Here is a 13,798-nt window from a genome sequence, read left to right on the forward strand (position 1 = left end):
ACTCCTGTTGAAACGATGAAGGAACGAGACCGGGGGAAAGAACTACAAACAGAACGACAAACAGAACGACAAACAACGACGAGATTGAATGCCAGAACCCGCACCCCTGTGGGTTGCAGGCCCTTTTTTACACAGACCGGATCAACGGCCCGAACGGCGTGCGTCCAGGCTCCAGGCGCCGGCACCAAACGCTGCCAGGGCCAGCAAGCCGCCCGTCACGCCCACGTTCTTGAAGAACATCAGCTGCTGCATCATTTGCTTGTCGGCGGGCAGGTTCCAGTAGGCGTGAAAGAAGAAGCTGGCCACCAGCGTGAAGAAGGCCAACGCGAACGCCGCAAACCGGGTACCCACGCCAAAGATGAGCGCCAGGCTGCCCAGCACTTCCACAGCCGCCGCAATGGCCGCCGCCACCGTGGGCATGGGCAGGCCCACCGAAGTGATGTAGCCCACCGTGCCGGCAAAGCCGGTGAGCTTGCTGATGCCCGCAGGCAGGAACAGGGCGGCCAGCAGCAGGCGCGATGCCAGGGCCAGGGGGTTTTGCAGGGATGTGAACATGGTGAAGAACTCCTGAGTGAAAGTGGTTGAAAAATAAGCGATCAAAAACGATCAGGCGGCCAGGTCAAACACCAGCACCTCGGCGTCGTGGCCATGGGTCAACGACAAGGTGGTTTCCTTTTCCATCAGCAGCGCGTCGCCGCCCGACAGAGCCCGGTCGTTGGCGCTGAGTGCGCCGCGCACCAGGTGCACATAGGTCTTGCGGGCCGGGTTCAGCGCCAGCGTGACGGTTTCATCACCATCCAGCAGCCCGGCATACAAGGCCGCATCGGCGTGGATCTTCACCGAGCCCTGGGCGCCATCGGGTGAGGCCACCAGGCGCAGGGCACCACGCTTTTCAGCTTCGGCGAAGGTCTTTTGCTCGTAGCTGGGAGGGATGCCGCGCACGTTCGGCTCAATCCAGATCTGCAAGAAATGCGTGGTCTGGCCCGCAGCGTGGTTGAACTCGCTGTGCTGCACACCAGTGCCTGCGCTCATGCGCTGCACGTCGCCCGGCGGGATGCCCTTGACGTTGCCCATGCTGTCCTTGTGGGCCAGTTCGCCCGACAGCACGTAACTGATGATTTCCATGTCGCGGTGGCCATGCGTGCCAAACCCGGTGCCCGGAGCAATGCGGTCTTCGTTGATGACCCGCAGGTTGCCAAAACCCATGTGGGCAGGGTCGTAGTACCCGGCAAACGAGAAGCTGTGGAAGGAATTGAGCCAGCCATGGTCGGCGTGGCCCCGGTCTTGCGATTTACGAACAGTCAGCATGTGAGTGCTCCTTTCAAGACTCGACTGTAGGACTGCAGCCATCCCCACGGGCACAGGTGAATTGATGGCACTATTCAAATAATCTGAATTAACATGGCGCCACCATGCAAAACGCCCGCGATGTCCTCACCCCCGATGCGTTGACCATGCTGCAGGTGATTGCCGAGGCTGGCAGCTTTGCAGCCGCCGCGCGGCAACTGGGCCTGGTACCCAGCGCCCTCACCTACCGCGTGCGCCAGATTGAAGACGCACTGGATGTGCTGCTGTTTGACCGCAGCGCGCGCCAGGCCCGCCCCACCGAGGCCGGGGTCGAGCTGCTGCGCGAAGGCGCGCGCCTGCTGCAGGACATTGACGCCGTGGCCCACCGAGTGCGCCGTGTGGCCACGGGCTGGGAGCCGCAGCTCACACTGTCCATCGACGGCATCATTTCGCCCCACACCCTGCTGGAGCTGGTGGACGCGTTCTACGCCATGAAGCCTCCCACGCGCCTGAAGCTGCGCGACGGCATCATGACCGGCACGCTGGAGGCACTGACCTCTGGCCGGGCAGACCTGGCCATTGGCGTGTCAGTGGCGGGCAACAACGTGGCGGGCGTGCAGCAAGGCACGCTGGGTGATGTGCTCTTCATCTACGTGGTGGCGCCCCACCACCCGCTGGCCACGGCGCCCGAACCCATCTCCGACGCCACGCTGCTCGAACACCGTGCCGTGGCCGTGGCCGATTCGGCCACCCGCGGCGGCGCCACCATGGGCCTGCTCGGCGGGCAGGACGTGCTGACAGTGGACACCATGCAGGCCAAGGTGCGCGTGCAGTTGCGCGGCCTGGGCGGCGGTTTTCTGCCCGAACCCATGGTGCGCCCCTACCTGGAGGCCGGGCGATTGGTGACGCGCCGCGTGGCCCGGCCCGAACGCAACGTGCGCGTGCACTACGCCTGGGGTGGCCCTGGCTTCACCGCACCGGGCCGCGCGCTGCAGTGGTGGCTGAACCAACTGCAAAGTCCCGCCACGCGCCGTGCTCTGCTGGAAAACCACCATCATTTGTGACCTTGATCAAGTACGCACAGGCCAGCACCGCGTGTAGAGTGGTTCCTGTTGGTTTTGCATCGCATATCTCTTTTGCCGACCGTCACCGAAAGGCCTCCCATGAGCAAACCTGATCCTCTCCCCGCCAAACGGCTCCGACGCTCCAGCGCCCCCGAACCTGCAGCCCCCGCAGTCCCCACCACCTCCTCCGGCAAACCCCAGCGCCACTTCGCCATCATTGGCGCAGGCATGGCCGGCATTGCCTGCGCCCGCACCCTGGTGCAGGCCGGCCACCGCGTGACAGTGTTCGAGAAATCGAACCAAGCCGGCGGCCGCACCGCCACTCTCGACAGCCCCTTTGGCAACTTTGACGCTGGCGCTCAATACTTCACGGTTCGCGATCCGCGTTTTGCCCGCGCCATCGACACCGTGCCCGGTATCTGCAAGCGCTGGAGCGCCAATTCGGTCCAGGTGCTGGACGCCGCAGGCCGTGTCGCCGCTGTGGGCCTGCCCCACCGCGAGGCCCACTGGGTGGCCAGCCCAGGCATGCAATCGCTGGTGACCACCTGGGCCGAACCCCTCATCCAGGCGAGCCAGCTGATCACCCACACCCGTGTCACGCGCATCGAGTCCGACGCCGTCAACACCCCAGGCTGGCAGCTGCGCACCGAAGGCGCTGGCGGCGAGCAGCATGTGTATGCGGGCTTTGATGCGGTGCTGTTGGCCCAACCCTCGGTGCCTGCGCAGGCCTTGATTTCAGGGTCCGGGCTCGACACCCCGCTGGCCGACGCCATGTCCAAGGTGGCCATCGCCCCTTGCTGGACCCTGATGCTCGCCTTCCCCCAGGCCGTGCGCCCCGGGCTGACCACACTCGGCCCGCAATGGAACGCCGCGCGCAGCACCCACCACCGCATTGCCTGGCTGGCACGCGAGTCGTCCAAGCCGGGCCGCAACGTGGTGGAGCGCTGGACGGTGCAGGCCAGCCCCGCCTGGTCGGCAGAACACCTCGAAGACGACGAAGCCCGTGTGCAGGCCAAGCTACTCAAGGCGTTTGCCGAGGTCACCGGCATCCGGGCCGAACCCGCGCATGTTGACACCCGCCGCTGGCGCTATGCGCAGACCACCCACCCGCTGGGCAAGAGCCACCTGTGGGACGCCAAAGCCGGGCTGGGCGCCTGCGGAGACTGGTGCCTGGGGCACCGGCTGGAAGACGCCTTTGTGTCGGGCCTGGAACTGGCACTTGCCGTGGCATGACGGGGGGCGTGGGCGCCACGCCGCGCTATGAGGGGCGCTATGTGGGGCGGTTTGCCCCCTCTCCCACGGGCCCGCTGCACGCGGGCTCTCTGGTCGCCGCGCTGGCCAGCTGGCTGGACGCACGCGCGCACAACGGCCGGTGGCTGGTGCGCATTGAAGACGTGGACCAGCCCCGCTGCGTGCCGGGGGCTGACGCCTTCATCCTGCAACAACTGGCCGCCTGTGGCCTGCACCCGGATGCACAGCCCCAATGGCAGTCAGCGCGCAGCGGGCTGTACCAACATGCGCTGGACCAGTTGATGGCGCAAGGCGACGCCTACCCCTGCGCCTGCTCGCGCAAGGATATCGAAGACGCCCATGCCGCACAGGGCCATGCGCGCGAGCGCCACGCGGCGCTGCCCTACCCCGGCACCTGCCGCCAGGGGCTGCAAGGCCGCACGGGCCGCTCCTGGCGCTTCAACGTGACCGATTTCAAGCCGAAACAGCCGTCTGCGCCGGTGAATCATGCCCTTAATGCTACATATTCAGTAGCAGACGGCGTACTGCATTGGCGCGACCGCCGCCTGGGCCACCAGCAGCAACAGGTCGCCACGGCAGTTGGCGACTTTGTGCTGCGCCGCGCCGACGGGCTCTGGGCTTACCAACTGGCCGTGGTGGTGGATGACGCCGACCAGGGCATTACCGATGTGGTTCGAGGCGAGGACCTGGCAGACAACACGCCACGCCAGATCCTGCTGCAGCAGGCCCTGGGGCTGCCCATGCCGCGCTACCTGCACACCCCCTTGGTATGTGGCGACAACGGCGAAAAGCTCTCCAAACAAAACGGCGCGCAACCGCTGGACCTGCGCGACCCCTTGCAGGCGCTGTCACAAGCCGCGCTGGCACTGGGCTTGCCTGCTGTGGCGCATCTACACCACATTTGCATCGCAGACGCCCTGGCACAGTGGGTGGCCGCGTGGCGACGAAACTACAATGGCCCACCGTGACCGAATTGACCATAGCCTCCGCTCCCGCCAGTGCTGCGCCTGCCGCAGCTGCCGCCCCCGCAGCGCCCGCCATACGGGGCTCTGCCCCCGCCGGTGTGACCCACCCCAAAACCATCAAGAGCTTTGTGCGCCGCGCCGGCCGCACCACCACCGGCCAGGCCAAGGCCTTTGAAGACTTTGGCCCGCGTTTTGTCCTGCCCTACACCCCCGCCCCGCTGGACGCCCCCGCCGCCTTTGGCCGCAGCGCGCCACTGGTGCTGGAAATCGGCTTTGGCATGGGCGAGGCCACGGCCCACATCGCCCGCGTGCGGCCGCAGGACAACTTCCTGTGCTGCGAAGTGCACGAACCCGGCGTGGGAGCGCTGCTCAAGCGCATCGGCGAACAGGCGCTGACCAACATCCGCATCCTGCAACACGACGCCGTTGAGGTCATCGACCACATGCTGCCCGAGGGCAGCCTGGACGGCGTGCACATCTTCTTCCCGGACCCCTGGCACAAGACGAAGCACAACAAGCGCCGTCTGATCCAGCCCCCGCTGGTGGCCAAGCTGGCCGCCCGTCTCAAGCCCGGGGGCTACCTGCATTGCGCTACTGACTGGCAGCCCTACGCCGAGCAAATGCTGCAGGTGCTCGGCGCCGAGCCTTTGCTGCAAAACACTACCACCGGCTTTGCACCCCAGCCCGACTACCGCCCCCTGACCAAGTTCGAAAACCGCGGCCTGCGGCTGGGTCATGGCGTGTGGGACGTGGTGTTCGTGCGCCGCAACTGACCAACGACATGCCCCGACCGGCCCGACAGACAGCCCCCATGAAACCCATCCTCCAAAACCTGGTGGAAATGACCGGCCACCGCGACCACCTGCGGCTAGAGGTATCGGTGCTGTCCACGCTGCAAAAGCTCAGCGGCATCATCGAGGTACGGGCCCTGGAGCTGTTTACGGACGGCGGCGTGCCCCATGTGCGTCCCCGCACCTGGGTGGACAACGGCCAGCTGGTATCCACCGACTCAGAAGCCGCCGCAGACCCCCGCCGCGAGCCCCTGGACCAGTACCCTGCCCTGCGGGACTGCGTGGACAGCCATGGTGAAAGCGCCCTGGCCTCGCCCCGCCAGGGGCGTCATGTACTGTGGCTGCCGGTATGGATGCATGACAAGGTCAGCACCTGCCTTGAGATCACGCAGTCGCGTCCATTCTCGGCCCACAAGCTTGACGTGTTCATGGGCGTGTTCCAGGTGTATCAGAACTACCAGAGCTTGCTTGACTACAGCGAGCGGGATGCACTCACCGGCCTGTTCAACCGCAAGACGTTTGACGAGCAGTTCTCCCGCTACACCATGAGCGGGCTGGCCAGCCGATCGAGCGCGGTTACCGAATCCTTTGCTGCCGAAGAGACCGCCACCATCAACGACAACGAGCCCGTGCAGCAATGGCTGGCGGTGGTGGACATCGACCACTTCAAGCAGGTCAACGACCGTTTCGGCCACCTGTATGGCGACGAGGTGCTGATCCTGATCGCCAACATCCTGCGCAGCTCATTCCGCAGCCACGACCGCATCTTCCGCTTCGGCGGCGAAGAGTTTGTGGTGCTGCTGCGCTCCACCACGCTGAGCACCGCCCACAAGGTGTTCAACCGCTTCCGGCTGGCCGTGCAGGAGTACGACTTCCCGCAAGTGGGTCAGGTCACGGTGAGCCTGGGTTTTGTGAGCACCACGCGGGGCTCGCCCGTAGAAATCCTTGGCCAGGCCGACCAGGCGCTGTACTACGCGAAGGAACATGGCCGCAACCAGGTCTGCTTCTATGACGACCTGGTGGCCAGCGGCCAGCTGGCGACCAAGGTCGCCAACGACGACGTCGAGCTGTTCTGAACTTATTGGGTCCGCTGGCCGCATCCTTATGGGTCGCCCCCAGGCTGCAGAGCCTCAGCCCAGCGACGCCAGGATCGCCTCCACATTGACGTCATCGCGCTGCGCGGGCGCCAAAAAACGCTCAGCGTAGTCGCGCCAAACACCACTGGTCAGGAAGAAGCGGAACACCTCGGCATCAATGTGCCGCTCACGCACCATGTGGGTCATGATCTTGAGCGACTCGGTCAAGGTCTTGGGTGGCTTGTAGGGCCGGTCGGCCGCGGTCAACGCCTCAAAGATATCGGCCAGTGTCATCACACGGTCGGCCAGCGTCAGCTCGCTGGCCTTCAGGCGGCGGGGGTAGCCGGTACCGTCCAGCTTTTCATGGTGTGACCCGGCAATGGCCGGCACGCGCGCCAGGTGTGGCGGAAACGGCAGGCCACTGAGCATGATGATGGTCTGCACGATGTGGTCGTTGATCTTGAAGCGGTCTTCGGCCGTGAGCGTGCCCCGCTGGATGGACAGGTTGTGCAGCTCGCCCAGGTGCGCCTCATAGGGTGGCAGCACCATGTCAAAGCCCCAGCGGTTGGCCGGACTGCCGGCCTCCACCGGCGGCTTGCGCGAGCCCCAGGGCACGATGTGCTCGGGCCGGTCGGCCAGCAACGGCTCGTTGGCGGGCAAGGGGCGTACCGGCACGGTCGCCAGCCGCAGCATTTCGGCGGACGATAGCCCCAAGCGGTCGTCAAAATGCCGCTGCCACACCTGGCGGCCCACGGCCTTGAGGCGGGCGATGTCGGCCTCGGCCATGAACTCCCCTCCCACGTTGCAACGGGCTACAAAGGCAAAGTCCTCCTGCAGCTGCTCGCGCCGTTGCAGCAGCTCGCGCTGCAGCCGCACCGGGTCCACGCCCGACACGTGCTGCTTCCAGTAGTCCAGCTCCGCGTCACGCCACAGCACCTCAAAGCGCATGCGCACCTCATGAACGCGGTTGTAAAGCGTCTCCAGCTTGGTGGCTTTGTCGATGATGTGCTCGGGGCTGGTGACCTTGCCGCAGTCGTGCAGCCAGGCGCCCAGGCGGAACTCGTAGCGCTCGGCATCGGTCATGGTCACCTGGGCAAACGGGCCGTCCTTGGCCGCGCACATGCGGTCTATCAACGCCTCGGCCAATTCGGGCACGCGCTCGCAGTGGCCACCGGTGTAGGGGCTCTTGGCGTCGATCGCATCGGCCAGCAGGCGGATGACAGCGTCCAGCAGCTCCTTCTGGCCTTCGATCAGGCGCCGCGTCTCGATGGCCACCGACAACGTGCCCGACAACTTCTCGACAAACGCGCGGAAATGCGCATCGTCCTGCGACTGGTCGGCTATATACCGCAGCACCAGCAGGCCCAGAGGCTGCCCTTCACGGGTGCGCAGCTGCACCCGCAGCACGCGCGCGGGCTCGGTATCGTCGTCGTCTTCGTGCTGGTCGCCGGGTTGGGTCTCGGTGTGGTTGATGAAATGCACCATGGCCAGGTGCTCGGGGTAACGCGACTGCTGCCCGGGGTCTTCGCAATGGCGGGCCGCGCGCAGCAAACCCGTGCGTTGCGGGTCCACCAGGTACACAGCGCCGCCAGTGCAACTGGTTGCGCGCACCAGTTCGTACAGCACACTCGACAGCATCAGGTCGGTGCGCGACTCGGCGCTGATGTGGTGAGTGATGTGCAAGAACTCCTGGATGGTGTCGGACATGCGGTCCATCACCAGCCCCAGGTCGCGCACCTCGCGCACGGGTGACACCCGGCGCTGCGGCCGCCGAAAGTCAAACCGGGCCAGCGCTCGCGCCTGCGCCGCCAGCCCGAACAGGCTGCGCCCCACGCGCCTGCCGGCCAGCCAACCCAAGGGCAGCATCAGGCCGATGAGCGACACCGACAGCCACACCTGCTGGCGCAGGTTGTTGTTCACCTCGGCCAGCAGCTCGTTGGTGGGGATCGCCATCAGGATCTGCAGGCCCTGCCAGCGCATCGATGCCAGCGGCAGCGACCGGCCCAGCCATTCCTCACCGTCAGCCTGCAGGCGGCGGGACTCCCCGTCTTTCAGGCCCTGCGCCTGCAGCGCCAGCAGGCTGGGCACGCCCAGATCGTCAAGGGTCCGCAGGCGCAAGCCAAGTGTATTGCCGTCGCGCAGTAGCACGCGCGACATGTCCGGGTAGGCCAGCACGCGCCGGTCCTTGTCCACCACGGCGATCTCGGTACGGGGCATCAAGCGCAGCCCGCTGATCTCGTGCCCCAGGTCGGTCAGGGCCACGTCCAGGCCAATCACTGCGCGCCCATCCTCACTCGGCTGGCTCAGAGTGATACCCACCTCCTGCGTGGTAAAGAAAACATAGGGCGCGGTGAGTATCTGGGTGTTCCGTTCCAGCGCCTCGGCGTACCAGGGACGCGTGCGGGGGTCGTAGCGGTATTCCGAACGGACGGCTGAGCTGATCAGCCGCAGGTCGGCGCCGTAATAGCTCCAGCGCCCCACCATGCTCGCCACACCGTGCTCACGGGCCATGGACTGCACCAGGTACGCGGTTTTGGGAGGCGCATCCAGCTGCACCCGCAAGGCATCGTTGCGCACCGGTCGCACCAGCAAAAACTGCCCGTCCGGGTAACCAATGAACACCGCCGACAACAGCTGGTTCTGCTCCAGCAACCGCGCCAGCACAGGCAGCCGTCGCAGCCGCGCTGGCAGGGTAGGCGCCGAGGCCACCGGGTCGAACGCCAGCAGGCGGATGGTAGCGTCGGCCGGGTCCACGATGCGGTGCACGCGTTCGGCAATGAGCTGGCTGATGCGCTGTGCGCTCTCGTCCGATGCCGAGATGATGGCCTGGCGAGCACTGGTACTGACCTGGTACACCAGCAAGGCGGTCAGCAGCAGCATGGCGGTGACCACCACGGTCGCGATCAGGACTTCAAACGGGATCGTGATGCGTTGCCACCAGGGCAGATAGGCGTCTTGCCCCACAGAGGCAGGACCACTGTCGCGAAGAACAGCGGACGCTGGCGGGTCTTGGGGGCTGTCGCGCAGGGTGTTCATGCGCTGGACTGTAGGGGGAAACCCGGTTTTGAGTCACCCTCTTTTTGGCAGCAATACCCGCCACACCACAGCGGCCCGCACCGCTGTGGTGGCTCAGGCCATCAGCCCAGTTGCTGCGTGACCCAACCGGTCACCGAGGCCAGCGCCGCAGGCAACTTGGCAGCATCGGTGCCACCGGCCATGGCCATGTCGGGCTTGCCACCGCCCTTGCCGCCCACTTGCTGGGCCACAAAGTTCACCAACTCACCGGCCTTGAGCTTGCCCACGCTGTCAGCGGTGACGCCTGCAGCAATCTGCACCTTGTCACCGTCCACAGCGGCCAGCACGATGGCAGCGGTCTTGAGCTTGTCCTTGAGCTTGTCCATGGTGTCGCGCAGGGTCTTGGCATCGGCGCCAGGCAGCGCGGCAGCCAGCACCTTGAGGCCCTTAACCTCCACGGCCTGGTTCACCAGCTCGTCGCCCTGGCTGGAAGCCAGCTTGCCCTTCAGAGCCGCCACTTCCTTTTCGAGCGCGCGGGCATTGTCCAGTGCCTGGCTGATGCGGCCGTTGAGCTCTACCACCGGCGCCTTGAGGGTGCTGGCGGCCTGGTTCACGGTGTCTTCCAGGTTCTGCAGATAGGCCAGCGCGTTGGCGCCCGTCACCGCCTCGATGCGGCGGACGCCTGCAGCCACGCCGCCTTCACCCACCACCTTGAACAGGCCAATGTCGCCCGTGCGCTGCACGTGTGTGCCGCCACACAGTTCGCGGCTGGTGCCGATGTCGAGCACGCGCACGGTTTCGCCGTACTTTTCGCCAAACAACATCATGGCGCCGGTCTTCTGGGCCGACTCGATGTCCATCACGCGGGCCTGCGTGGGCTGGTTGGTCAGGATTTCTTCGTTCACACGGCGCTCGATCTCGCGGATCTCGGCCGCTGTGACGGCGCCGTTGTGCGCAAAGTCAAAACGGGTGCGGTCGGCATTGACCAGGCTGCCCTTTTGCTGCACATGGCTGCCCAGCACTTCGCGCAGGGCCTTGTGCATGATGTGCGTGACCGAGTGGTTGCGCATGGTGGCGGCGCGCACCGCCGTGTTGACCTGGGCCTGCACCGTGTCACCCACGTTCAGCGTGCCCTCTTCGAGCGTGCCGTGGTGGCCAAACACATCGGCCTTGATCTTGAGCGTGTCGCCCACCGCAAAACGGGCCGAGCCACTGGTGATGGTGCCTTCGTCGCCCACCTGGCCGCCGCTTTCGGCGTAGAACGGGGTCGTGTCGAGCACCACCACGCCGTTTTGACCCGCCTTTAGGGCTACCGCGCTTGTCCCATCTACATAGATTGCTACGATTTTTGCAGTCTCTGCAAGATGCTCGTAGCCAGTGAACTGGTTGGCTGCACCGGTGTACTCCAACGCCTTGTCCATCTTGAACTTGCCGGCAGCTCGGGCCTGGGCCTTCTGCTTTTCCATGGCGGTGTTGAAGCCAGCCTCGTCCACTTCCACATCGCGCTCGCGGCACACGTCGTTGGTCAGGTCGAGCGGGAAGCCGTAGGTATCGTGCAGCTTGAAGGCCACATCGCCAGGCAGCACCGAGGCCACCTTCGGATAGGCGCGCCCCGTAACAGAAACCGAGTAGCGACTTGCAATCCCGTCAATAACAGATTGGGCAATTGGCAGCTTCTCCCCCCAAAAGACTGCTATCGCATTGTTGAAACTCAATGTACGCGCAACATCCCGGGCAAAGCGCTCGACATCTGCTTCCCCAGCATCAGCATCGAAGAAGCGAACCAAGATATCGCCCTCAAGACTAATCCGACCGTCAAAGTGCAGTGTTTCATTGTCCGGAAGCAAATCAACAAGGAGATCAACTGAGACGGCACCTGTAGGCGAACTGGCCTCCAAATTGCTCAAAACTGGCCGACGTAGGTCCAACGCACGATCAAGAATCTCCATGCCGTTGGCCAGCGTTTCAAAGAAACGCTCTTCTTCCACCTTCAGCACTTCAGTGATGCGCTGCTCCTGCTCGCGCAGGGATGGGTAGGCGTCACCCATCAGGCGCACCAGATCGGCCACCAGCTTGTGAAAGAACGGCGTCTTCTTGCCCAGCTTGTACCCGTGGCGGATGGCACGGCGCACGATACGGCGCTGCACGTAGCCACGGCCCTCGTTGCTGGGGATCACGCCGTCGCTCACCAAAAACGCGGTGGCGCGGATGTGGTCGGCGATCACGCGCAGGCTCTTGTTGTTGAGGTCGGTCACGCCGGTCTCGCGGCCAGCGGCCTTGATGAGCGCATCGAACAGGTCGATCTCGTAGTTGCTGTGCACGTGCTGCAGGATGGCCGCCAGGCGCTCCAGACCCATGCCGGTGTCCACGCAGGGTGCGGGCAGCGGGGTCACGGCACCCGTCTCGTCCATGTTGAACTGCATGAACACGTTGTTCCAGATCTCGATGAAACGGTCGCCGTCTTCATCGGGGCTGCCGGGAGGGCCGCCAGCAATGTGCGGTCCATGGTCGTAGAAGATTTCGCTGCAGGGGCCGCAGGGGCCGGTGTCGGCCATCATCCAGAAGTTGTCGGACTTGTAGCGGCCGCCCTTGTTGTCGCCGATGCGGATCACGCGCTCGGGCGGCAGGCCGATTTCCTTGGTCCAGATGTCGTAGGCCTCGTCATCTTCCTGATAGACCGTGGCCAGCAGGCGCTCTGGCGGCAGCTTGTAGACCTCGGTCAGCAGCTCCCAGGCCCACTTGAGCGATTCGCGCTTGAAGTAGTCGCCAAACGACCAGTTACCCAGCATTTCAAAGAAGGTGTGGTGGCGCGCGGTGTAGCCCACGTTTTCCAGGTCGTTGTGTTTGCCGCCTGCACGCAGGCAGGCCTGCACGGACACCGCGCGGTTGTACGAGCGCTTGTCAGTGCCCAGGAACACGTCCTTGAACTGCACCATGCCCGAGTTGGTGAACATCAGCGTCGGATCGTTGCCGGGCACCAGAGGGCTTGATGGCACGACGGTGTGGCCCTTGGAGACGAAGAAGTCCAGGAAGGACTTGCGGATGTCAGCGACAGAAAAAGTGGGAGTGCTCATGGTGTTGTGGAGTGGTTGCACGGAGCAGGCAGGCCGCAGGACCCGCGCCTATGCGCTGCCTGTCGCTGCCCCTATGGGGACCAACCTTTCATTATAGGTTTGCGGCCCTGACGCCCGTGGCAGCACCGCGACAGCGATGGCTGGCGCAAGGTTTGCCAGATTCCCTGCTGCTCCCGTCCTCCCGACCACCGGGCGGCTCATTGCCTTTGTCCAAAATTTCGCTTGTGCACTTCAAATATCTTGTTAATATATTAATAACTTCATCGCCCAACGCACCCAAGGAGCACCCTGTGAACCCACAACCCCGCTGGCAAGGCATCTTCCCCGCCATCACCACCAAGTTCCACGCCGACGAGTCCATTGACGCCGAAGGCACGGCCCGGCACATCGACTTCCAGATCCGCAACGGCATCCATGGCCTGGTGACCTGCGGCTCGCTGGGCGAAGCCAGCACGCTGTCGCTCGAAGAAAAGCTCCAGGTCACCAAGATCGCCCTCGAAGCCGCCGACGGCCGCGTGCCCGTGCTGGCCAATGTGTCCGAAACCAGCACCCGCGAGGCCCTGCGCTACATCGACGGCGGCAACAAGCTCGGTGTGGCGGGCTACATGGTCATGCCCTCGGTGATCTACGTGGCCGACGCCCGCGAGGCCATGGCCAACGTGCGTGCCATGGCCGGTGCGGCCCAGCGCCCCCTGATGATCTACAACAACCCCGTGGCCTACCGCGTGGACCTGAAGCCAGAGCACATGGTCGAGTTGGCTGACTGCGAGTGGATCGCCGCGATCAAGGAAAGCACGGGCGACATCCGCCGCATTACCGACCTGCGCAACACCGTGGGCGATCGCTACCAGCTCTTTTTGGGGGTGGATGACCTGGCCTACGAAGGCCTGGCCCTGGGCTGCGACGGCCTGCTGGCAGGCGTGGGCTGCGCCTTCCCGCGCGAAACCGTGGCGCTGTACGACCTGATGAAGGCGGGCAAATTTGCCGAGGCGCTGCCGCTGTACCAGTGGATGACGCCCATGCTGCACCTGGATGTATCGAACAAGCTGGTGCAGAACCTCAAGCTCATCGACGCGCTGGTGGGCGTGGGCACCGAACATATGCGCCGCCCGCGCTTGCCGCTGGTGGGTGAAGAGCGCGCGTTTGTCGAGCGTGTGGTGAAGAAGGCGCTCGAAACCCGTCCGACCCAATACCAGTCTGTGGCCTGACACGCCCCAACTCCCCTGACCCCGTCACCGGGCCGGACGAGACCCCGGCCTTTGTTCCCAACGCACA

At 64.8% G+C, this 13,798-nt stretch carries 9 protein-coding genes and 2 pseudogenes; 6 read left to right on the plus strand and 5 right to left on the minus strand.

The features are described 5' to 3' along the window. Nucleotides 1-141: 141 nt before the first annotated feature. Both OIN59_RS08565 and OIN59_RS08570 read right to left on the minus strand, forming a co-directional pair. Nucleotides 142-555: a DoxX family protein gene (locus OIN59_RS08565; protein ID WP_274109245.1), complete on the minus strand. Its 414-nt coding sequence runs from the start codon at nt 553-555 to the stop codon at nt 142-144. 51 nt (nt 556-606) lie between these two features. Then, nucleotides 607-1,308 carry a pirin family protein gene (locus tag OIN59_RS08570; protein WP_274109247.1) on the minus strand — a complete coding sequence of 234 codons (702 nt, stop codon included), beginning with the start codon at nt 1,306-1,308 and terminating at the stop codon, nt 607-609. A gap of 104 nt (nt 1,309-1,412) precedes the next feature. On the opposite strand from OIN59_RS08570, the gene OIN59_RS08575 reads away from it, so the two are divergent. From OIN59_RS08575 to OIN59_RS08595, 5 genes are all read left to right on the plus strand, one after another. Next, a complete protein-coding gene (locus OIN59_RS08575) occupies nt 1,413-2,351 on the plus strand; it encodes a LysR family transcriptional regulator (RefSeq protein WP_274109249.1) in 939 nt (312 codons plus the stop codon). Between the two features lie 228 nt (nt 2,352-2,579). Continuing rightward, nucleotides 2,580-3,584 carry an NAD(P)/FAD-dependent oxidoreductase gene (locus tag OIN59_RS08580; protein ID WP_407655082.1) on the plus strand — a complete coding sequence of 335 codons (1,005 nt, stop codon included), beginning with the start codon at nt 2,580-2,582 and terminating at the stop codon, nt 3,582-3,584. Next, nucleotides 3,581-4,570, plus strand: a complete 990-nt coding sequence (gene gluQRS / locus OIN59_RS08585) for a tRNA glutamyl-Q(34) synthetase GluQRS (protein WP_274109253.1) — start codon at nt 3,581-3,583, stop codon at nt 4,568-4,570. The genes OIN59_RS08580 and gluQRS overlap by 4 nt, the downstream gene beginning before the upstream one ends. Then, nucleotides 4,567-5,340: a tRNA (guanosine(46)-N7)-methyltransferase TrmB gene (gene trmB, locus OIN59_RS08590; protein WP_274109255.1), complete on the plus strand. Its 774-nt coding sequence runs from the start codon at nt 4,567-4,569 to the stop codon at nt 5,338-5,340. Before gluQRS ends, trmB begins: the two co-directional genes overlap by 4 nt. Nucleotides 5,341-5,378: 38 nt before the next feature. Beyond that, on the plus strand, nt 5,379-6,434 hold the full coding sequence (locus tag OIN59_RS08595) for a GGDEF domain-containing protein (protein WP_274109257.1): 1,056 nt from the start codon (nt 5,379-5,381) through the stop codon (nt 6,432-6,434). Between the two features lie 54 nt (nt 6,435-6,488). Here OIN59_RS08595 and OIN59_RS08600 read toward each other — a convergent pair whose 3' ends face one another. The 3 genes and pseudogenes from OIN59_RS08600 to alaS (OIN59_RS25300) all read right to left on the minus strand — a co-directional run. Continuing rightward, nucleotides 6,489-9,470, minus strand: a complete 2,982-nt coding sequence (locus OIN59_RS08600; RefSeq protein WP_274109259.1) for an HD domain-containing phosphohydrolase — start codon at nt 9,468-9,470, stop codon at nt 6,489-6,491. A 101-nt stretch (nt 9,471-9,571) separates the two neighbouring features. Then, a pseudogene (alaS, locus tag OIN59_RS25295) lies at nt 9,572-11,050 on the minus strand (alanine--tRNA ligase); the annotation flags it as partial. Between the two features lie 324 nt (nt 11,051-11,374). Beyond that, nucleotides 11,375-12,523: pseudogene (alaS, locus tag OIN59_RS25300) on the minus strand (alanine--tRNA ligase); the annotation flags it as partial. Between the two features lie 290 nt (nt 12,524-12,813). On the opposite strand from alaS (OIN59_RS25300), the gene OIN59_RS08610 reads away from it, so the two are divergent. Then, entirely contained in the window at nt 12,814-13,731 is a 918-nt protein-coding gene (locus tag OIN59_RS08610; protein WP_274109263.1) for a dihydrodipicolinate synthase family protein, read from the plus strand. Nucleotides 13,732-13,798 lie beyond the last annotated feature (67 nt).

Origin of the sequence: Acidovorax benzenivorans (genome assembly GCF_028680575.1) — a bacterium.
GTDB classification, from domain to species: domain Bacteria; phylum Pseudomonadota; class Gammaproteobacteria; order Burkholderiales; family Burkholderiaceae_C; genus Acidovorax; species Acidovorax benzenivorans.

Coding starts and splice junctions, on each gene's coding strand:
- OIN59_RS08595 (WP_274109257.1), top strand. CDS start 5,379: ATGAAACCCATCCTCCAAAACCTGGTGGAAATGACCGGCCACCGCGAC.
- OIN59_RS08580 (WP_407655082.1), top strand. CDS start 2,580: ATGGCCGGCATTGCCTGCGCCCGCACCCTGGTGCAGGCCGGCCACCGC.
- OIN59_RS08565 (WP_274109245.1), bottom strand. CDS start 555: ATGTTCACATCCCTGCAAAACCCCCTGGCCCTGGCATCGCGCCTGCTG.
- OIN59_RS08570 (WP_274109247.1), bottom strand. CDS start 1,308: ATGCTGACTGTTCGTAAATCGCAAGACCGGGGCCACGCCGACCATGGC.
- OIN59_RS08600 (WP_274109259.1), bottom strand. CDS start 9,470: ATGAACACCCTGCGCGACAGCCCCCAAGACCCGCCAGCGTCCGCTGTT.
- OIN59_RS08575 (WP_274109249.1), top strand. CDS start 1,413: ATGCAAAACGCCCGCGATGTCCTCACCCCCGATGCGTTGACCATGCTG.
- gluQRS (WP_274109253.1), top strand. CDS start 3,581: ATGACGGGGGGCGTGGGCGCCACGCCGCGCTATGAGGGGCGCTATGTG.